The following is a 20852-nucleotide window of genomic DNA, read 5'->3' as shown; positions in this document are numbered from 1 at the left end:
GGGCCGCGAGTCAATCAGATGTATTTGACGTCGAGCACTTCGTATTCACGGATACCACCCGGCGCCATCACCTCTACGGTGTCACCGGCTTCCTTGCCGATCAACGCCCGGGCGATCGGCGAATTGACCGATACCTTGCCCAGCTTGATGTCGGCTTCGTCGTCACCGACGATCTGGTAACCCACTTCGTCTTCGGTTTCCAGATCCAGCAGCTCGACCGTGGCACCAAACACGATGCGGCCGTCGGCATCCAGATCGGCCGGATCAATCACCTGGGCATTGGAAAGCTTGCCTTCCAGCTCGGCAATCCGGCCCTCGATAAATCCTTGGCGCTCCTTGGCGGCATCATATTCAGCGTTTTCGGACAGGTCGCCATGGCTGCGTGCCTCGGCGATGGCAGCAATCACTTCCGGACGCGCCACTGATTTGAGCTGCTGCAATTCAGCCTTGAGTTGTTCGGCACCAAACCTGGTCAGCGGGACTTTGATCATGACGGATATTCTCCACGGCGCAACGGCCGGAATCCCCGGCCGTCTGCGACAAAAATGCAAGCCGCCGTCACGCGGACGGCGGCTTTGGACTATTCAACAATTGGTTTGATTCTAACGGCAAACGCCCGGAATTTCCAAGCGTTGCCCCGTCCGGTCAGGCCAGTTCGGCGTGCAGCCCTTGCAGCGGGTATACCCCCAGTGCTTCGGTGGTGGCAATCCCGTGGGCCACCGCGCGGGCGCCAGCCAGCGTGGTGTATTGCGGCACCCGGTTTTGCAGTGCGCTGCTGCGGATCGACTGGCTGTCGGTAATCGACTGGCGTTTTTCTGCCACGGTATTGATCACCATGGCGATTTCGCCGTTCTTGATCATGTCGACAATGTTCGGCCGGTGCTCGGTCACCTTGTTGACGATCTGCACACCGACACCGGCCTCGGACAGCACCTTGGCCGTACCGCGCGTGGCGCACAGGCCGAAACCGGCCCGTTGCAGCTCGCGCGCGACGTCGACGATGCCGGACTTGTCGGCGTCGCGCACGCTGATGAACACCTTGCCGCCTTGCGGCAGGCGGTCGCCGGCGCCCAGCTGGGCCTTGACGAAGGCTTCGGCAAAATTGCGACCCACGCCCATCACTTCACCGGTCGACTTCATCTCCGGCCCGAGGATGGTGTCCACGCCCGGGAACTTGATGAACGGGAATACGGCTTCCTTGACGGCCACGTACGGCGGAATCACCTCGGCCGTCACGCCCTGCCCGGCCAGCGACTGGCCGGCCATGCAGCGGGCCGCGATCTTGGCCAGGCTCTGGCCGGTCACCTTGGAGACGAACGGCACCGTACGCGAGGCACGCGGGTTCACTTCCAGCACGTAGATGGTGTCGCCCTGCACGGCAAACTGCACGTTCATCAGGCCGACCACATTCAACGCCCGGGCCATGGCAACGGTCTGGCGGCGGATTTCGTCCTGGATGGCCGGGAACAGGCTGTACGGCGGCAGCGAGCAGGCCGAATCACCCGAGTGCACCCCGGCCTGTTCCACGTGCTGCATGATGCCGCCGATCACCACGTCCGTACCATCGCTGATGGCGTCGACATCGACTTCGATGGCGTCGTTCAGGAAGCGGTCGAGCAGCACCGGACTGTCGTTGGATACCTTGACCGCCTCGCGCATGTAGCGCTCGAGATCAGCGCGCTCATGCACGATTTCCATCGCCCGCCCGCCCAGCACGTAGCTGGGACGCACCACCAGCGGATAGCCGATTTCCTCGGCCAGCTGCAAGGCTTCCTGCGGCGCGCGCGCCGTACGGTTGGGCGGCTGCTTCAGGCCCAGTTCGTTGAGCAGCTTCTGGAAACGCTCACGGTCTTCGGCAGCATCGATCATGTCCGGCGTGGTGCCGATGATCGGCACGCCGTTGGCCTCCAGCGCCCGTGCCAGCTTCAGCGGTGTCTGGCCGCCATACTGCACGATCACGCCCCACGGCTTTTCCACCGCGCACACTTCCAGCACGTCCTCCAGCGTCAGCGGCTCGAAGTACAGACGGTCGGAGGTGTCGTAGTCGGTCGACACGGTCTCCGGGTTGCAGTTGACCATGATGGTCTCGAAGCCGGATTCGCGCATCGCCAGCGCCGCATGCACGCAGCAGTAGTCGAATTCGATGCCCTGGCCGATGCGGTTCGGGCCACCGCCCAGCACCATCACCTTGCGGTTGCCGCTCGGACGGGCCTCGCACTCTTCCTCATAGGACGAGTACATATAGGCCGTGCTGGTGGCGAACTCGGCGGCGCAGGTATCCACCCGCTTGTAGACCGGCCGCACGTCCAGCGCCCAGCGCCTGTCGCGCACGTCATCCTCGCTGACGCCCAGGAGCTGCGCGAGGCGCCGGTCGGAGAAGCCCTTGCGCTTGAGCTGCCACAGGCGGTCACGCCCGAGGTCGGCCAGCGCCTGGCCTGCCAGTGCCTGCTCGTCCCGCACCAGGTCTTCGATCTGCACGAGGAACCACGGATCGATGGCCGAAATCGCCTGGACTTCCTCCACCGACAGGCCGGCGCGGAAGGCATCGGCCACGTACAGGATGCGGTCCGGCCCCGGTGCGCCCAGTTCGGCGCGGATGGTATCCAGACTGTCCGTCAGCGGATCAAAGCCTGACAGGCCGGTTTCCAGCCCGCGCAGGGCCTTCTGCATCGACTCCTGGATGCTGCGGCCGATCGCCATCACTTCACCGACCGACTTCATCTGGGTGGTCAGGCGGTCGTTGGCCTGCGGGAACTTTTCAAAGGCAAAACGCGGAATCTTGGTGACGACGTAGTCGATCGACGGCTCGAACGAAGCCGGCGTGGCACCACCGGTGATGTCGTTCTTGAGCTCGTCCAGCGTGTAGCCGACGGCCAGCTTGGCCGCCACCTTGGCGATCGGGAAACCGGTGGCCTTCGAGGCCAATGCCGAGCTGCGCGACACGCGCGGGTTCATTTCGATCACGATCAGGCGGCCGGTATCCGGCTGCACGGCAAACTGCACGTTGGAACCGCCGGTATCGACCCCGATCTCGCGCAGCACCGCCAGCGAGGCGTTGCGCATGATCTGGTATTCCTTGTCGGTCAGCGTCTGGGCCGGCGCCACGGTGATCGAGTCACCGGTATGCACGCCCATCGGGTCGAAGTTCTCGATCGAGCAGATGATGATGCAATTGTCGTTGCGGTCACGCACGACTTCCATCTCGTACTCTTTCCAGCCGAGCATGGATTCTTCGATCAGGAGTTCGTGCGTCGGACTGGCCTCGAAACCACGCTCGCAGATGGCAAGGAATTCCTCGCGGTTGTAGGCGATGCCGCCGCCCGAGCCGCCCATGGTGAAGGACGGACGGATGATGGTCGGGAAACCCACCTCGGCCTGGATCGTCAAGGCCTCTTCCATGCTGTGCGCCACCTTCGAGCGCGAGCACTCGAGGCCGATCTTCTGCATGGCGAGCTTGAACTTGTCGCGGTCTTCGGCCTTGTCGATCGCCTCGACCGAGGCACCGATCAGTTCGACATCGAACTGGTCCAGCACGCCGTGGCGTGCAAGGTCGAGCGCGCAGTTGAGCGCGGTCTGGCCGCCCATGGTCGGCAGCACGGCGTCCGGGCGTTCCTTCTCGATGATCTTGGCCACCATCTGCCAGGTGATCGGCTCGATGTAGGTCACGTCGGCCATGTTGGGGTCGGTCATGATCGTGGCCGGATTCGAGTTGACCAGAATGACCTTGTAACCCTCCTCGCGCAGCGCCTTGCAGGCCTGCGCGCCGGAGTAGTCGAATTCACATGCCTGACCGATCACGATCGGACCGGCGCCGATGATCAGGATGCTCTTGATGTCTGTACGTTTGGGCATGGCTGCTTCCCGAAGATTCCGAATGTTGTACTAGAGACTCGCCGTGGCGAGCTTGACGCCGAAACCGATAAAGAGCGCGCCGACTCCGCCGGACAGGCCGGCCGACAGGCGGCGGCGCTGGCGAAAGGAGTCGGCCACACGGCTGCCGATCAGGATCACGGCCGTGAGGTAGGTCATGCTGCACACTTGCAGGATGAGGCCAAGCGCAAGAAAGGTCAGCGCCGGACGGGGATAGGCCGGGTCGACGAACTGGATGAAGAACGAGATGAAAAACAGAATGGCCTTGGGGTTGAGCAGACTGATGGTCAGGGCCTTGCGGAACGGATTGCCGAAGCTGACCTGGGTCGCCGGCACGACGGCCGCCGCCGCCGCCCGCATTGAGCCACCGGCAATCCGCCAGCTGCGCCAGGCTGACAGCAGCATGTGGATGCCGACCCAGCCCAGATACGCCGCCCCGGCCGCCTTCAGTCCCCAGAAAAGCGCCGGGTAGACCTTGAGCATCGCGGCCATGCCGGTGGCTGACAGCACCATCAGCACCGTGTCACCGACAAACACGCCGGCAGCCCCCTGATAGCCGGCCTTGAGCCCGCGTCCGGCCGCAACCGACAGGACATACAGCGAATTGGGGCCGGGCAGCAGCACGATGAAGATGGTGCCGATCAGGTAGGTGGCGAGGTCGGTGATGCCAAACATGATTTCATCCTTCTTTCCGAGTTCGCCGCCGGCCGGGCCGGCGGCAGGTGCACAATCGTCAGCGGGTCCGCCAGCAGGCGGCCCGGCTCACGACTTTAACGCACGCGCTCGTCCAAAAGGGCAATAAACTTGTCAAACAAATACGCCACGTCATGCGGCCCCGGACTGGCTTCCGGGTGCCCCTGGAAACTGAACGCCGGGAGGTCCGTCAGGGCAATGCCCTGCACCGTACCGTCGAACAGTGAACGATGGGTCACGCGCACATTGGCCGGCAGGCTGGTTTCGTCCACCTGGAAGCCGTGGTTCTGGCTGGTGATCATCACGTGGCGGCTGTCGAGGTCCTGCACCGGGTGGTTGGCACCGTGGTGGCCGAACTTCATCTTGCTGGTGCGGCCACCGGCGGCCAGTCCCAGCAATTGGTGGCCAAGACAGATGCCGAACAGCGGCAATCCGGTTTGCAGCAGGCTGCGGATGGCACTGATGGCGTAATCGCACGGCTCCGGATCACCAGGGCCGTTGGACAGGAACACGCCGTCCGGATTCAGCGCCAGCACTTCTTCGGCCGGCGTGGTGGCCGGCACCACGGTCATGCGGCAACCGCGTTCGGCCAGCATGCGCAGGATGTTGTACTTGACACCGAAGTCGTAGGCCACGACGTGGTACTTCGGCTCACTCTGGTCAACGTAACCGCCCTTGAGCCGCCATTCGGCCTGTTGCCACGGATAGGCTGCGTCGCAGCTCACCACGCGGGCCAGGTCCTGGCCAGCCATGCTGCCAAAACCGCGGGCCAGCTCGACTGCGCGGGCTTCGTCAATCTCGCCGGCCATGATGCAGCCGGCCTGGGCACCGCCTTCACGCAGGATGCGGGTGAGCTTGCGGGTATCGATATCGGCGATGGCCACTGTCCCGGTGCGGGTCAGGTAGTCACCCAGCGACTCGGCCGCACGGAAACTGGAATGGGTCAGCGGCAGGTCACGGATGATCAGGCCGGCGGCAAACACGCCGCGCGACTCGACGTCTTCGGCGTTGGCGCCGACGTTGCCGATATGGGGATAGGTCAGCGTCACCAGCTGACGGGTATACGACGGATCGGTCAGGATTTCCTGATAGCCGGTCATCGCGGTGTTGAACACGACTTCGCCAACGGTCAGGCCGGTGGCGCCAATCGCCCGGCCCCGGAAAACGGTACCGTCAGCAAGGGCGAGGATAGCTGGAGTGTCAGACACGGGCGGCTCCTGTGGGTAATGCAAATTCGTGTTGCAGACGCAACAAACGGGGCCTTCGTGCCGTAGCACTCGCCCCGTCCGGATAAACTTTTAGAGTCTATCTCAATGCCATATTTACCCGCAAGCGACATGATTGTTTGAAAACGCAAATAAGCCATTGCCAATATTTCTGTATTGAACACGTCATCAAATCAATCCTGCCCGGTTGACGGTGGATGCAGGGCTGCATGGCGCACCCGCCAGTCCGCCAGGGCCATCCCGGCCCGTGCGCGCAAGCCGGCAGCCTCCAGCTCCGGCACGGGTTCCGACGCGGGTTGCAGCCGGCCGTCGCGCCAGAGCAGGTGCCTTGGCCGCTCAAATCCCCAGACAGCACCGGTCTGGTCCAGCATCAGCCCCCGCCCGCCTTCGCCGGCGACAAAGCTGGTCGCCATTGACGGCCCGCCTGGTGCATAGAGATTGCGCCCGGCAAAACGCGACGGTTCAATCCCCAGCGCCAGCGCCTGCAATGTCGGAAAGATGTCCCGGTGACTGGCCCAGGCCCCGACCTCCGGATCGGCCGGACGCAAGGCTGCCGGCACCCGGAACAGGATCGGCACGCCGTAGGCCAGATCCAGCCGGCTGGCATCGGGATACTCGAAAATGGAGCGTGTATTGTGGTCACCGGTTGCTGCCACGATGGTCCGCTGCCCCCACGGTGCCGCAACCAGCCGCTCCAGAAAACCGCCCAGACTGTCATTGGCATACTGGTAGGTTTCCAGAATGCTGCGAGCCAGGGCGGCATCCGGCGTGCGGTGCGCCGGCAGGGCCGTCGGATCGACCGGCCGGAGCGCATATCCGGCCGGAGTATGGTACGGCGGGTGATTGGTGGTCGACAGCATGAACAGCAGCAGGTGCTCGCCCCTGCGGTCGGCTTCGGCCAGCAGTTCGCTGGCATAGCGCATCATGTAGTCGTCCGGCACTCCCCAGGTACCGGCCTCGGCTTCGGGAAAACGCTGCCGGATCGACTGCTGGTCCAGTACCTCGTCAAACCCCTGCCGGAGCAGGTTGTGGTCCAGATGCCGCCAGCTGCCGCTGCCGGACGTCAGGAACACCACCCGGTAGCCGGCCGCCTTGAAAGGCCGGGTGACCGCAAAACTGAACGGCTGCTGCCCGTAGCGGCTTTGCGTCAGCGGCGTCACCGGCGTATCAAACAACAGCCCCTCCAGACTCGGGAACGTACCGTGCTCCACCGATATCGCATGCGGGAAATAATCATCACGCTGCAAGAACGGCGCCAGACGCCCGAGGGTATCGTTGCGCCCAGGCTCATGGGCATCGATCAGTTCCCGCCCCCAGGCCTCCATCAGGGCAAACACGACATGCGGACGCGGCGCCTGCGGAGCTGGCTGCGGGGCAGCCAGCAATGTCCGCAGCAGTTCATCCTGCGAGCCCTGCCAGCCCAACACCCGGGCCGCTTCCAGCGGCGAAGCAAACCCGAGCCTCCGGACACCGGAAAACTCGTCCCGCCCCAGATCGGTTGCAAGGCGGTCAAGCCAGGCGGAATAGAGTGCCTGCACCCCGTTGGGAACCGCCGCGTTGACAAAGGCATCGCGCCCCACTGCCGCATCGGTATCCCGTAACGGGAAAGTCCCCAGGCTGCCGCGCGCCAGACCGGCCAGCAGCAGGGTCATCACGACAAGCCCCGCCCTGTGCCAGGCCGACAGCATATGCGGCCGTTTCCGGCCCACCCTGGCGGCGCCATACAGGATGCCGGCCACCAGCCCCAGCCAGGCCAGCACCCCCGGGATGACCGGATAGTCGTGCCAGACCGTTTGCAAGACGGCCACGGTATCGTCTTCAAACAGGCCGAAAACGATGGCATTGATCGGCGACTGGTAAAAGCCGAAATAAAAATAATTGACCAGTCCCAGCAGCAGCAGGGCGGCAATGCCGACCGGCACCCAGCACCGGATGACAAAGCGGTCAATCCATCCGGCCGGAACCTTTGGCAACCACGTTGCCAGCACCAGCGCCAGCCATGCCGGCAACAGCCAGATCGCCAGCCACTTTGCATCAAAGCGCCCACCGGTCCAGAACGCCTGCCCCCACTCGTACCATGACGCGGAACTGGCCGGCGGAAGATAGCTGAGGACCAGCGCCAGCCGTATCCCCTCCAGCACCAGCCAGGCCATCGCAAACACCATCCCGCCCTGCCAGGCCCGAAGCCACAGCCACTCTGCACGTCTGATCATGACAAAAACGCAAACACACAAAACATCAAGACCAAGGACATTATCGTCAGTCCCGCCTTTCGTCTACAAACAACAAACCCCGCCGGAGCGGGGTCGGACATGCAGCGCAAGCCGGATCAGAACGCGTCGTCCGCCAGCGCCAGCACACTTTCGCCACCCTGAATGATGGCAGCAGCCAGCCCGGATGTCTGCGACAGGATGTGCTCGCCATAGAAGCGGGCCGTTACCAGCTTGGCTTCGTAGAACGCCACGTCCGCGGCCGGATCGGCGCGACGCTCGGCTGCCACCAGGGCGGCACGCGCCATCTGCCAGCCGCCCAGCAGGATGCCCATCAGCTTCAGGAACGGCACCGAACCGGCAGCAGGCAGCTGCGGCTCGCTGGCAAACCGGGCCAGGATGAAATCAACGCACTGGCCGGCCTGGACAATACCGGCTTCCAGATTGGCCTTGAACACGGCAAAGTCGCTGCCCAGACCTGCCAGCTTGCCGGCAACCGCTTTGGTTTCCTCAAGCAGCGCCTTGGCTGTGGCACCGTTTTCCATGGCGAGCTTGCGGCCGATCAGGTCCATGGCCTGAATGCCGGTGGTGCCTTCGTAGATCGACGTGATGCGGGCATCACGGAAATGCTGGGCAGCACCGGTTTCCTCGATAAAGCCCATGCCGCCATGCACCTGCACGCCCAGCGAGGTGATTTCGACGGACTGCTCGGTGTTCCAGCCCTTGACGATCGGGATCAGGAAATTGATCAGCGCCTGCTGACGGGCCTTTTCTTCCGGTACCGGATGGCGGGCAGCACGATCCAGCGCAGCACCTGCCGCGTAGGTCAAGAGACGCTGGGCCTCGATCTGGGCACGCATGGTCATCAACATGCGGCGCACGTCCGGGTGGCGGATGATCGCCACGCTGGCCGGGTCGCGGCTACCCAGTTCACGGCACTGGATGCGGTCACGCGCGTATTCCACCGCCTGCTGGTAGGCGCGTTCGCTGATGGCCATGCCCTGAACCGCCACACCCATGCGGGCGTTGTTCATCATCACGAACATGTGGGCCAGGCCTTTGTTGAGCTCGCCGACCAGATAGCCGACTGCCCCCCCCTGGTCACCGAAGCTCATGACAGCCGTCGGGCTGCCATGGATGCCGAGCTTGTGCTCGATCGACACGCAGCGGACGTCGTTGCGGGCACCGAGGCTGCCATCGGCATTGACGAGGAACTTGGGCACCACGAACAGGGAAATGCCTTTGACACCGGCCGGAGCATCCGGCAAACGGGCCAGCACCAGATGGACGATGTTGTCCGTCATGTCGTGCTCACCCCAGGTGATGAAAATCTTTTGCCCGGTGATGAGATAGCTGCCATCGGCCTGCGGTACGGCCTTGGTGCGCACCTGGGCCAGGTCCGAACCGGCATTCGGCTCGGTCAGGTTCATGGTGCCGGCCCATTCACCGGAAATCAGCTTCGGCAGGTAGGTTGCCTTGATTTCATCGCTACCGTTGTGCTCCAGCGCCTCGATGGCACCGGTGGACAGCATCGGCGCCAGGGCAAACGACATGTTGGCAGCGTTCCACATTTCTTCGGTGGCCATCGACAGCAGGGCCGGCAGGCCCTGACCGCCAAAGTCGGCCGGACACTTCAGCCCCATCCAGCCCGACTCGCAGAACTGGGTGAAGGCATCCTTGAATCCCGGAACGGTGGTCACGGCATAGTCGGACCAGGTGTTGCCCTTGTCACCCGCACGGTTGATCGGATCCAGTACGCCTTCGGCAAACTTGGCAGCCTCTTCGGTAATGGCTTCAGCCAGCTCCATGTTGCAGTCTTCGAAGCCCGGCAGCGTGCACACGGCGGGCAGTTCGCCCATCTCCAAAGCAAAGCGGATGTCTTTCTGGGGGGCTTGGTAGCTCATCTTGATGCTCCTGTTTTTCTCACGCAGCCCGTACGGGCAAAGCAAAAGGCGGCGGCAGCGCCAGTACCGGATCGCCGCATCACGCCGCCTCGTTCTCACCGGGCCGTCTGCGCGGCCCTTTGATCTGGCATTACTTGGACAGCTCGGCCATCAGCTCCGGCACAGCGGTAAAGAGATCGGCCACCAGACCGTAATCGGCCACCTGGAAAATCGGCGCCTCTTCGTCCTTGTTGATGGCCACGATCACCTTGGAGTCCTTCATGCCGGCCAAGTGCTGGATGGCACCGGAAATACCCAGCGCGATGTAGAGCTGCGGAGCCACCACCTTGCCGGTCTGACCGACCTGGTAGTCGTTCGGGGCATAGCCGGCGTCAACGGCAGCGCGCGAAGCGCCCACGGCAGCGCCCAGCTTGTCGGCCAGCGGCTCGACCACGGCCTTGAACTGCTCGGCCGACCCGAGGGCGCGACCACCGGAAACGATGACCTTGGCTGCGGTCAGTTCCGGACGGTCGGACTGGGTCAGCTCGGCACCCACGTAGGCGGCAAGGCCGGTATCGGCCCCCACGCTGACGGCTTCCACTGCGGCTGAGCCGGTATCGGCAGCCGCTTCGAATGCCGTTCCGCGCACGGTCACCACCTTGACGGCATCGCTCGACTGCACGGTCACCAGCACGTTGCCGGCATACACCGGGCGCACGAAGGTATCGGCGGATTCGATGCCGACGATGTCGGACAACTGGGCGACGTCCAGCAGGGCCGCAACACGCGGCATGACGTTCTTGCCAAAGGACGTGGCCGGTGCCAGCACATGGCTGTAGTCCTTGGCCAGGCCGGCAATGGCCGGTGCCAGGTTTTCGGCCAGCCCGTGGGCAAAGGCCGCGTTGTCAGCCAGCAGCACCTTGCTGACGCCAGCCAGCTTTGCGGCTTCGGCCGCGGCGGCCTGGGCACCGGCTCCGAGCACCAGCACGTGGATGTCACCACCCAGCCGGGCCGCTGCGGTAACGGTGTTCTTGGTTGTCGACTTCAGGGCGGCGTTGTCGTGTTCTGCAATAACGAGGATGGCCATGGCTTACAGCACCTTTGCTTCGTTCTTCAGTTTGGCAACCAGTTCGGCAACCGAACCCACCTTGACGCCCGCCGAACGCTTGGCCGGCTCGGCTACTTTCAGGGTCTTGAGGCGCGGGGCGATGTCCACGCCCAGATCGGCTGGAGACACTTTTTCCAGCGGCTTCTTCTTGGCTGCCATGATGTTCGGCAGCTTGACGTAGCGCGGCTCGTTCAGGCGCAGGTCGACAGACAGCACGGCCGGCAGGGCCAGCTTGACGGTTTCGAGACCGCCGTCGATTTCACGGGTAACGGTCACCGATTCAGCAGACAGGTCAACCCTGGAGGCAAAGGTACCCTGGCCGACATTCATCAGTGCGGCCAGCATCTGGCCGGTCTGGTTGGAATCGTCGTCAATGGCCTGTTTGCCGAGAAACACCAGCCGGGGTGCTTCTTTGTCGACAATCTTTTTCAGGAGCTTGGCGACAGCCAGCGGCTGCAGTTCGGCATCGGTTTCGACGTGAACGGCACGGTCAGCGCCCATGGCCAGAGCGGTACGCAAGGTTTCTTCGCACTGCTTGACGCCGAGGCTGACGACCACGATTTCACTGACCTTGCCGGCCTCCTTCTGACGTACGGCTTCTTCAACCGCAATTTCGTCAAACGGGTTCATCGACATCTTGACGTTGGCAATATCCACGTCGGTTCCATCCGCCTTGACGCGGACTTTCACGTTGTAATCCACAACGCGCTTGACGGCGACTAACGCTTTCATATTCCTCCAGCAGTATCAGTGTGCGCCGAATGAGTGGTATCGACGCGGGCCCACGCCTTACGGCTTCAAACAGTCGTTTGAATTTATACCTCAAGTTGCCTTGGCAGACAATTGCTCGCTTGAGATTCAGCCTGACAAAAGGCAAAACAATGGCATGTTAATATGCAAAAATGTGCAACTGCAACAAACGAGTCAGACAATTTGACACTGAATTCAAGGAGAGACCATGAGCGTGTATCTGGAAGACCTGCAACCGGGCATGTCGGCCGACTACGGCAAGACCATCACCGAAGCTGACATTCTGCTGTTTTCCGCTGTTTCCGGTGACAACAACCCGGTACACCTGAATGCCGAATATGCGGAAAACACCCTCTTCAAAACCCGCATTGCCCACGGCATGCTGACGGCCAGCTTCATCTCCACCATCCTGGGAACACGCCTGCCGGGAGAAGGGACGATTTTTTTGTCGAACAGCTGCAAGTTCAAGGCTCCGGTGCGGATCGGCGATACCGTTACCGCACGCTGCACCGTCAGTGTCATTGATGTGGAAAAAAAGCGCGTAACCTTCAAGACCGAGTGCTGGGTCAAGGATACCCTGGTACTGGAAGGTGAAGCTGTTGTCATGCCGCCACGCCGGGGCTGATGACCTGACAAGAAGAACGCCCGGTATTCCGGGCGTTCTTTTTTCACAACACTGTTATTTTTTCCTGCCAGTATCGGCAGGGCCTTTCACAGGCTTGTCGGCCGGAGGCACGACCGGCTGTATGCCCAAAGGCCCGACCGGACCGGACATGTCTTCCGGGACCACGGCTGTCAGGGCAGTATAGGACTTGGCCGGAATCGCATCACGATCCAGAGGTGCCGGTGGCGTGTAGTCGGTCGCACAACTGGCCACCTCGGCCCGGCTTGCTTCGTCTGGGTAGTTGAATTCTTCAATGGGTTTGAGGTCCAGCGCCGGCAGAAGGGTTCCGATTGCGGCAAGTACCCGGGCTTGCGCCAGTTGCTCGTCCATTTCGGCATTGACGAGCGAGCGGCTAGCATCAAACAGCTCGTTTTCACTGTCCAGCAGATCCAGCAGCGAACGCTGGCCGATGTCAAACTGGCGACGATAGGCATCACGGGCCTTCTCGGTCGACAGCCGGTGCTGACGCAGGGCTCCCAGTTGCTCCTTGAGCTTGCGCACATCGTTGTAAGCAATCACGGCGGTCTGGCGCATGTCCACACATGCCTTGTCACGCAGGTCCAAGGCACTGTTCAGGCGCTGCGCAGCCACTTCAAGCCGAGCCTTGTCCGCTCCGCCACGGGACAGATTGACGTTGAATACCAGCTCGACCAGGCTGCGGTCATAGCGCCCTTCGTAGGTTCCCAAGTTGTCGCCCAGCTGCTTGCTGGCCCTCAGGTCAAGCGTAGGAGAAAATGCACCGCGCCGAACGTGCACCTCACTGCGGCTGGCCCGGATGTTGTCCAAGGCCGACAGATACGACGGATTGTGCTGTGTCGCCATGCTGATCAGATCATTCCCGGCCGGCAGCTTGCTTGCCAAGGAAGGCATGGGGCTCATGTCGACCGGCGGAGCCTCGCCGACCAGCCGGAAATAGCGTGCACTGACATCATTGAGATTGGACGACTCGGTGATCAGATTGGCCTCAGCCAAGGCCAGACGACCATTGGCCTGCTCCAAGTCCACGCGCCGGCCAACTCCTGCGTTCACTTTCTCCCGCACTTGCTCGTAAATGCCTTTGTGCGTGGCATAGTTGTCACGGGCCAGTTCAACGAGCTGGCGATAGCGCAGCACATCCAGCCAGGCCCGGACAGCTTCAAGGGCCTGTGCATCAGTGACGGACAGGAAATCGAAATACTTGCTGCGCTTGCCATACTCCAGCTGCCGTACGGTATTCAGCGTCTGGAACCCCTGAAACAGGTTCTGGGTCAGATTGGCAGTCCAGCCCTTGCGCGTGTAATGCTCTTTGACGCGAGGTCCGTTCTGGCTGAGCGGCTCATTGATATTGTCATTTCCGACGGAATACCCGACATCAAGGGTGGGAAAATAACCGGCCCGCCCCACGCCCATTTCCTCGGCCGCGGAACGGAACTCATGCCAGCGGAACCGCACTTCCGGATTATGGAGCACGGTTTTTTCCACCGCTTCGCGAATACCGGCAGCGTTGACGACCGGCAGCCACGCCGCCATCAATCCTGCCACCAATACCGTCTTTTTCAGAAAAGACATTGTCACCATCCACCTCGTCACCAGACAATAAAACCTATAAAGCATTCTAGATGCAAAATGGATTACGACAATTTCAAAAGGTTTCAAATGTAATCGCCGGCATAGCGGCCGTTTTTCTGTTCCTACCCCAGAGCCCCTGACCATGTCGCGCCTATCCCGCCTGCTTGTGACACCATTGCTGCTGCTGGCATTGTGCTGCGCCTGGCTCAGCTGGGCGCTGGACATTCCCAACGAAGCCACCGCAGCACGCTATGGCCCGCGTGCGCAACAGATCTACCGGGAATGGACCGACGTCATGCGTACGGCCAGCAGTGCCGGCGAGGCCGAGCAGCTCAAACTGGTCAACCAGTTCCTGAACCGGCGCATCCAGTTCCGCGACGACATGGAAATCTGGGGAAAATCCGACTACTGGGCCACGCCACTGGAAATGTTCAGCAAGGGCGCGGGCGACTGCGAAGACTATTCGATTGCCAAATACCTCTCGCTCCGGGCACTCAACATCCCGGCCGACAAGCTCCGGCTGGTCTACGTCAAGGCCCGCATCGGCGGAGCCCAGAGCAACGTGACCCAGGCTCACATGGTTGTGGCCTACTACCCGGCACCGGATGCCGAACCGTTGATTCTTGACAACCTCCTGACCACCATCCTGCCTGCCTCCGAACGCCCGGACCTGATCCCTGTTTTCAGCTTCAATGCCAGCAGTGTCTGGATTGGCAATACTGTCCGCAGCGGAGCCGAGCGCCTGACGCGCTGGCAAGACCTGCTGACGCGCGCGCGCAACGAAGGCTTTCGCTACTGAGGAATCCCGCATGAAACATCCAACCCTGATCCAACGCCTGTGGTTGCTGCTGCTGCTGCTGGTATTTCTCGCTTTCAGCGGCACGCTGCTGGCCAATCTCATGAATGCCCGCAGCTATCTGGAACAACAGCTGACCGCGCAGAATGCCAATACCGCCAACTCGCTGGCCCTGATGGTCAGTCAGCAGCGTGCCGAGCCGGTCATGGCCGAAACGCTGATCAGCGCTACTTTCGACCAGGGTCATTACAGCCTGATCCGCTGGCAGAGCAGCACCGGGCAGGTCCGGGTAGAACGCCAGCGCAGCACCCAGGAACCCGGCTGGCTACCCCGCCTGCTGGAGCTGCGTCCGCAGCCCGGCCGGGCCATGATCAATGCCGGCTGGATGCAGGCGGGTGACATTCTGGTTGAAACCGATCCCGGTGTAGCCTACGCCTCACTGCAAAAAAGCCTGCTGCAAACATTGATGTGGCTGTTGCTGGCAGGTCTGGTCACCGGTGCGATCGGTTCGCGCAGCATCCTGCGGCTGCGCAGTGACCTGAACCGGGTCACCGAACAGGCCCAGGCCATCAGCAACCACCGTTTTTTCCAGATCCCCGAACCGCCCGTCCCTGAGCTGGCCCAAGTGGTCCAGGCCATGAACCGTATGGTGGCCCACCTGCAAAGCTATCTGGCCGGGCTGACCCGCGAAGTGGACACACTGCGCCGCGAGCGGCTGACCGACCGGACGACCGGAGTGGCCAACCGCGAGGCACTGGAGCAGACCTACTCCAGCCTTCAGGCCCAGGAAGGCGGAGCCAGTGGCTGGCTGCTGCTGCTGCGTGCAGCCAGTCTCACCGAGCTGAACCAGCGACTGGGTGGCCAGCGGGCTGATGCCTTGCTGAAACACCTGGCCCAGCTGCTGGAACAGGCCAGCCAGCGTGGGCGCCATGGACTTGCTGCCCGCCTGCGCGGCGCCGATTTCGCCCTGCTGTGCCCGGAAATCGACCAGACACAGGCAGAATCCCTCGCCCGCCAGCTGGCGGGTGAGCTGGCGCTCTGCCAGCAGATGGGCCTGTCCGACCAGGAAAATGTTGCGCACATGGGGCTGACTCCGTTCGCTCCGGGAGAAAGCCTGCCCGCCTTGCTCGGGCGTACCAACCATGCCCTGACCCAAGCCGAGGCACAAGGCGTCAACCGCTGGCAGCTCGACAGCAGCAATGCCGTACCGGTCAGCAGCGAACATGACTGGCGGGAACTGATCGAAACCGCCTGCCGGCAGCATGAACTCCAGTTGCGCTGGTATCCGGTCATCGGCCGCGACCGGCAAGTGCGCTGGCAGGAAGGCATGCTGTATCGCCCGGCCCAGGGCAGCGAGCCCGCAATCAATGCCTTGCGCCTGCTGTCGCACAGCCTGCGCCTGAACCTGACCCACCTGCCTGACCTGGCAGCCCTGCATTGCGCCCTGCAAGCCCACGATGTCGGGCCCGTACGCGCCATCAACCTTTCGCCGGCCTCGCTGGCTCATCCCCGGTTCCTGCCTTGCATAACCGAATCCCTGGGCTCCGTCCGCGGATTACAGCTGTCGTTTGAATTCCACGAGATCGGTCTGACCGAACACTGGGAGGCATTCCTGGCCTTCAGTCAGGCCATCCGCATGCTGGGTCACCGGGTAGCGGTCGAAATCCTTGGACACAATCTGGAACTGGTGGCGCGGCTCAACAGCAGCGGCATCAGCTATCTGGTGATTGACGGGAGCCTGACGCGTGACATTGACCAGGATGCCGGCCGGCAAAACCTGCTGCGCGGCCTGCTGCGCATGACCGGCCTGATGTCGGTCGAGCTGATCGCCAAGGGTGTCAGCCGTCCGGAAGATCTGGCAACCCTGATCGAGCTGGGCGTAGACGGGTTGACCGGGCCTGCCGTGACGCCGTAATTCCGGTATATGAAAAAGCCGCCCCGGTCCGGGGCGGCTTTTTTGTCACACCATCAGGTCTCAGTCGACCGCCAGATTACCGTTGCTCAACAGCTTTTTGACGATCTCGGTATCGGAGAAGCTGCCCGAGCCATTGCTGACCAGATCGACGTTTTTCAGCACGATTTCCTGCGTCACCCTGGACGCTTCGTTTGCCTGATAACCGTCACTGCCAAAGCCACCGGTATGGCTGATCTGGATCAGCGTGCTGCCATCGGCCTGCTTGCTGAAGTGCATGTAGTTCAGCAGGTTGCCCACGTCGTTTCCGGTATGGGTTTCACCTTGCAGCAAGTCGCGCAGGTCCAGTACGTCCTTGACACCTCCGGCACCAAAATCGGTAATGACATCGTGTGCGGGCTTCCCGGGATCGCCCTGATCCCCCAGGGTCCACTTGAAGATATCGGTTCCCCAGCCGCTGGTCAGCCCCGTACCGTCACCGGTCAGGATGTCATTGCCTGCTCCACCCTGGATCAGGTCCGAGCCCTGGTCACCAAACAGCCGGTCATCTCCTTCACCACCGTACAGTTTGTCATTACCGGCGCCACCGTGAAGCGTGTCATTGCCGGCTCCGCCGGAGAGGCTGTCCTTGCCGTCACTGCCGTTGACGACATTGTCGCCCTGGTCCCCCACGTAACTCTGGCCGGTACGAACCTGGTAGGTACCATTCACCTGCACCAGGTCCTGCAATTCTCCCAGCGAGAAAGTTGCCGTCCCGTCAGCGTTGGGTGCAAACAGGTTCAGGCCGTCACTGCCCAAGACCTTGTAGGCACTGTCGGCAGCGCCGGACGGCTTCATTTCAATCCGCAATGTTGCTGCCCCCCCTTGGTCCCAGTAGAGGATTTCGATCGGCAACAATCCTCCGGACAGGCTGACACCGCTGACGGTTTTGGTTGCCGTAGACTGGATGTAGTCTGCCTCCAGCACGCTGGAACCATTGATGTAGAGGCGATAGCCGTCGTCAGCAGTCACCCTGACATCGTACATGCCGCCATCGACGGCCAGAAAACCCACGGCCCGGATGATTGCATCAGTGGTATTACCCAGACCACCACCGGTTGCCGTGATGTTGCTTGCATGACCATCCAGAAAACTGACCAGATTGTTGTCACCGCTGGAAATCATGTTGCCGGCAGTCACCTTCTGGTTGTTGCCCAGATTATTGGAGAACTTGGCATCGCCGCTGGAAGTCAGGCCGAAATCAACCTGATTGACGACAAAGGTGGCATCAGCAGCATTCGGACTGGACCACTTGGCACTGCCGATCAGGTCAGGGTTGTTGTTGCGCCCCTCGATGATGTGCTCAATGTCCGACAGGCTGTCCAGGTTGGCCGTCTGCTGACTGTCATACTTTGCACTGCCATCGTCAGAATGCAGCCGGACGGCCGAGTTTTTCGACGGATAGGCACTATCGGAAGGCGTTCCGGTCCGGTTGTCGTTGTAGCCGAAATACTCTCCCATCAGGCCAGACGCTTTACCAAGAGCGACTGTCGTGCTGGTGAGCTGGATGACCGGCTGCTGGGGCTGGATGGTGATGCCCAGCGAAGCACTGGCCTGGTCTCCATCGAAATCCTGAACGACAAAATTGACTTTCTCAACCTTGCTGCTGCCCGTGATCACCGGCGCACTGTAGAGGTAGTCTCCTGTATCCATGTCCACGACCAGCTTGCCACCGGCAGCAGTCTGGATCGTGAATGCATGCTCGGTCGAATCGAAACGGCCGCTGCCTGAACCCGTGATGGAGAAGCTGCCACCGTTTTTCGGGTCAAAAGAGTAAGTCGTTCCGTCCACCACAATGCTCTTGATGAAACCGCCATCTGCTCCCATGCCGGTACCGTTACCGGCCAGCAGATTGCCGGCCAGCGGCGTGACCACCGTATCGCGCAGCGGCTCCGGCAGCTGCCCGAGATTGGTAACGACCACAGCCGGATTTTCCTGCCCACCTCCAGTTCCGTTGTATGCAATCGGCTCAAGATACGTCGACTTCACATCCTGGCCCAGCCCGATGGCATGAGACAGGATGTTGTTGTTCGTCAGGAATGCCTCCCAGGATTTCTGCTCGGTGGCATCGATGCCGTCGCCCTTGTCCGGATCGACCGTGGCACCCGAGTTGTTTTTTTGCCCGCTGTTCGAGAGTGTGGGATCTCCGTCCGAGAAGAAGTAGGACACATTCTTTGCACCGTCCAGCTGACCTGGCTTGGCAAATGCCTGGCGGGCCAGGTCCAGGGCCTCATCGTAATTGGTGCCGCCATCGCCCTTGGCGATGCCGGCAAGTGCTGCTTTTGCTTCAGCAACAGTCATCCAGTTATTGCTTTGGACGGAACCGCCTTCGCTGAATTTAACCAGCTGGACCTTGACGTCTCCCAGCGCATCATACTGGTCCAGCAACTGGCTGATTGCCTGTTTGGCCAGAGCCAGCCGGCTCAGATCTTTGCCGTTGGCATCCTTGACGCCCGACGGATCATTCATGCTGCCGGACACATCCAGTGTCAGCAGCAGGTTGGTATCCTGGGGCGGCAACGAAACAGTCTGGCTGGTGTTGGCCACAACAGGCATGTCATCTTCAACCGTGATGTTCAAAGGTGCCGTTGTAGTGGTCTGCCCGTCGGATACCTTGATGCTGACATCAAACGCCCGGGTATTTTCGTCCCCTTTGACCGGTGCAACGGGGGCGGAATGATCCAGAGGTGCCTTGAGCTCCACCCTGTAGGACCAGTCACCCTTGCTGCCCGTATCCGGCGGCGTCAGTGCCACCACCATGACGCTGGCCTTCACCCCGTTGGCCTCGGTGTAGCCGGTCAGGGTATTGCTGGCGCCATCCCACGACCATTTCACCTCGGCTCCGCCAGATGTCAGCCCGGCTGGCCCTGACAACGAGACTGTCAAGGTATTCGAGTCCACGTCACCAATGCTGATTTTGCCAATGGCCTGAACCGAGTCAGTCGTATCGGGAGTACCGGACTGGTCAGGCAGGCCCTTTGGCAGCCCTTCTTCGGATACCACAGCAGGCTTGCTGACAATGACGGTCGGTGCAGCATCATTGTCCAGGATATTGCTGGTCGCCGTGTTGTTGCCCTGCCCTGCCACTGCGGCAATCTCAAACGCGGTATTGCGACTGACCGAAACAATGGTGGCTGTCAGGGACTCGGTACTCTCCGTCTGGGTATCGTCCACGGTCTGGACGGTAAAGCTGGTCTGGCTACCGCTCGTAATCGTGACATTTTTCGGAAGCTCGCTGGTATCTGCACCACCGGATGCCGTACCGCTCCAGTTCAGGTCCACCGTCACGGATTTTCCGGCTTCGACCGTGACTGGTTTTCCCTGGCTGTCCACAAGGCTGACGGTATAGGTCAGGCTGCCACCTTCAGTCACACTGCCCTTGTCCACGCTGATCCGGGCATACACCGTATCTTCCGTGCCGGGATTCAGCTCATCGGTAATGGCACTGGTTGCAACCTTGGTCCCCAGGGCAACCCCTTCAAAGCTGCCATGGACATCCGTCACCTTGGTCAGGGTTGCTACCAGCGCTTCCGAACCTTCCTTGAGGTAATCATCCAGCGCGGCAACCGTAAAACTGGTCTGACTGCTTCCGGTCAAAGTCACTTGCGCAGGCAACTGACTGGTATCGGTCCCCGAGGCAGCCGGCCCGCTCCAGAGCAGGTCAACGGTCACCGACTTGTCGGCCGGAACACTGATTGCTTTGCCATTCTCATCAACCAGATTGACCGTATAGGTCAGTGTGCCGCCCTCTGCCACACTGCTCTTGTCCACATTGATCTGGGCATACACTACATCATGGTCATCAACCACGCTGTTGCTGACCGTGCCGGTGGTGGTGACGCTCTCGAAGTTGCCGCCGCTGGTGCCGCTGATGCTGACGTTCTGCTGTTCCGGCCCCTGGCTGTAGGCGTCGTCGCTCCGCACGCCGACGGTGACGCTGCCGCTGCTGGCTCCGTTCGGGATGCTGACTTTGCTGCCGTTGCTCAGCGTCACCACCAGCGGGCTGCCGGTCACCGCATGGTCGGTGCTGACGGTGTAGGTGATGCTGCCGCCTTCGGCGACGGTCTGGCCGTTGGTGACCGAGCTCAGGGTGACATTCGTCACGGTGCCGTTGTCGGTCACGCTGTTGCTGACCGTGCCGGTGGTGGTGACG

13 protein-coding genes are annotated in these 20852 nt (G+C 61.7%); 3 read left to right on the top strand and 10 right to left on the bottom strand.

Going from position 1 to position 20852, the window contains the following annotated elements; translation table 11 throughout:
* Positions 1-14: 14 nt before the first annotated feature.
* From greA to G542_RS0112135, 8 genes are all read right to left on the bottom strand, one after another.
* Positions 15-491 carry a transcription elongation factor GreA gene (gene greA / locus G542_RS0112170; RefSeq protein WP_012698346.1) on the bottom strand — a complete coding sequence of 159 codons (477 nt, stop codon included), beginning with the start codon at positions 489-491 and terminating at the stop codon, positions 15-17.
* 154 nt (positions 492-645) lie between these two features.
* Entirely contained in the window at positions 646-3852 is a 3207-nt protein-coding gene (gene carB / locus G542_RS0112165) for a carbamoyl-phosphate synthase large subunit (RefSeq protein ID WP_027824257.1), read from the bottom strand.
* Positions 3853-3882: 30 nt separating this feature from the next.
* Positions 3883-4545: a leucine efflux protein LeuE gene (gene leuE / locus G542_RS0112160; protein ID WP_027824256.1), complete on the bottom strand. Its 663-nt coding sequence runs from the start codon at positions 4543-4545 to the stop codon at positions 3883-3885.
* A gap of 95 nt (positions 4546-4640) precedes the next feature.
* Positions 4641-5771: a glutamine-hydrolyzing carbamoyl-phosphate synthase small subunit gene (gene carA / locus G542_RS0112155; RefSeq protein ID WP_027824255.1), complete on the bottom strand. Its 1131-nt coding sequence runs from the start codon at positions 5769-5771 to the stop codon at positions 4641-4643.
* 191 nt (positions 5772-5962) lie between these two features.
* On the bottom strand, positions 5963-8002 hold the full coding sequence (locus G542_RS0112150) for an LTA synthase family protein (RefSeq protein ID WP_027824254.1): 2040 nt from the start codon (positions 8000-8002) through the stop codon (positions 5963-5965).
* A 116-nt stretch (positions 8003-8118) separates the two neighbouring features.
* The gene (locus tag G542_RS0112145; RefSeq protein WP_012698351.1) at positions 8119-9903 is read right to left on the bottom strand and encodes an acyl-CoA dehydrogenase C-terminal domain-containing protein; all 1785 of its coding nucleotides are present in this window, start codon (positions 9901-9903) and stop codon (positions 8119-8121) included.
* Positions 9904-10033: 130 nt separating this feature from the next.
* Positions 10034-10969 (bottom strand): electron transfer flavoprotein subunit alpha/FixB family protein, encoded by a 936-nt coding sequence (locus G542_RS0112140; RefSeq protein WP_012698353.1) that lies wholly within the window; start codon positions 10967-10969, stop codon positions 10034-10036.
* A 3-nt stretch (positions 10970-10972) separates the two neighbouring features.
* Positions 10973-11722 carry an electron transfer flavoprotein subunit beta/FixA family protein gene (locus tag G542_RS0112135; protein WP_027824253.1) on the bottom strand — a complete coding sequence of 250 codons (750 nt, stop codon included), beginning with the start codon at positions 11720-11722 and terminating at the stop codon, positions 10973-10975.
* A gap of 226 nt (positions 11723-11948) precedes the next feature.
* Here G542_RS0112135 and G542_RS0112130 point away from each other — a divergent pair, with 226 nt between their 5' ends.
* On the top strand, positions 11949-12365 hold the full coding sequence (locus G542_RS0112130; RefSeq protein ID WP_012698355.1) for a MaoC family dehydratase: 417 nt from the start codon (positions 11949-11951) through the stop codon (positions 12363-12365).
* A gap of 54 nt (positions 12366-12419) precedes the next feature.
* Here G542_RS0112130 and G542_RS0112125 read toward each other — a convergent pair whose 3' ends face one another.
* Positions 12420-13952 (bottom strand): TolC family outer membrane protein, encoded by a 1533-nt coding sequence (locus G542_RS0112125; protein ID WP_444542967.1) that lies wholly within the window; start codon positions 13950-13952, stop codon positions 12420-12422.
* A 142-nt stretch (positions 13953-14094) separates the two neighbouring features.
* Between G542_RS0112125 and G542_RS0112120 the strand changes: the two genes are divergently transcribed.
* Positions 14095-14751, top strand: a complete 657-nt coding sequence (locus G542_RS0112120) for a transglutaminase-like cysteine peptidase (RefSeq protein ID WP_012698357.1) — start codon at positions 14095-14097, stop codon at positions 14749-14751.
* A gap of 10 nt (positions 14752-14761) precedes the next feature.
* Positions 14762-16663 carry a bifunctional diguanylate cyclase/phosphodiesterase gene (locus tag G542_RS0112115; protein ID WP_027824251.1) on the top strand — a complete coding sequence of 634 codons (1902 nt, stop codon included), beginning with the start codon at positions 14762-14764 and terminating at the stop codon, positions 16661-16663.
* A 60-nt stretch (positions 16664-16723) separates the two neighbouring features.
* Here the strand turns inward: G542_RS0112115 and G542_RS0112110 are convergent.
* Positions 16724-20852, bottom strand: a 4129-nt coding sequence (locus G542_RS0112110) for an immunoglobulin-like domain-containing protein (protein ID WP_027824250.1), incomplete at its 5' end; no start/stop codon positions are given.

The organism is Laribacter hongkongensis DSM 14985 (genome assembly GCF_000423285.1).
Lineage (GTDB): Bacteria > Pseudomonadota > Gammaproteobacteria > Burkholderiales > Aquaspirillaceae > Laribacter > Laribacter hongkongensis.
This window is presented reverse-complemented; position numbering and strand designations above follow the sequence as displayed.

Bases quoted from the DNA above. Each gene is read 5' to 3' on its own strand.
- greA (WP_012698346.1), bottom strand. From the start codon at position 491: ATGATCAAAGTCCCGCTGACCAGGTTTGGTGCCGAACAACTCAAGGCT.
- carB (WP_027824257.1), bottom strand. From the start codon at position 3,852: ATGCCCAAACGTACAGACATCAAGAGCATCCTGATCATCGGCGCCGGT.
- leuE (WP_027824256.1), bottom strand. From the start codon at position 4,545: ATGTTTGGCATCACCGACCTCGCCACCTACCTGATCGGCACCATCTTC.
- G542_RS0112150 (WP_027824254.1), bottom strand. From the start codon at position 8,002: ATGATCAGACGTGCAGAGTGGCTGTGGCTTCGGGCCTGGCAGGGCGGG.
- G542_RS0112145 (WP_012698351.1), bottom strand. From the start codon at position 9,903: ATGAGCTACCAAGCCCCCCAGAAAGACATCCGCTTTGCTTTGGAGATG.
- G542_RS0112140 (WP_012698353.1), bottom strand. From the start codon at position 10,969: ATGGCCATCCTCGTTATTGCAGAACACGACAACGCCGCCCTGAAGTCG.
- G542_RS0112135 (WP_027824253.1), bottom strand. From the start codon at position 11,722: ATGAAAGCGTTAGTCGCCGTCAAGCGCGTTGTGGATTACAACGTGAAA.
- G542_RS0112130 (WP_012698355.1), top strand. From the start codon at position 11,949: ATGAGCGTGTATCTGGAAGACCTGCAACCGGGCATGTCGGCCGACTAC.
- G542_RS0112125 (WP_444542967.1), bottom strand. From the start codon at position 13,952: ATGTCTTTTCTGAAAAAGACGGTATTGGTGGCAGGATTGATGGCGGCG.
- G542_RS0112120 (WP_012698357.1), top strand. From the start codon at position 14,095: ATGTCGCGCCTATCCCGCCTGCTTGTGACACCATTGCTGCTGCTGGCA.
- G542_RS0112115 (WP_027824251.1), top strand. From the start codon at position 14,762: ATGAAACATCCAACCCTGATCCAACGCCTGTGGTTGCTGCTGCTGCTG.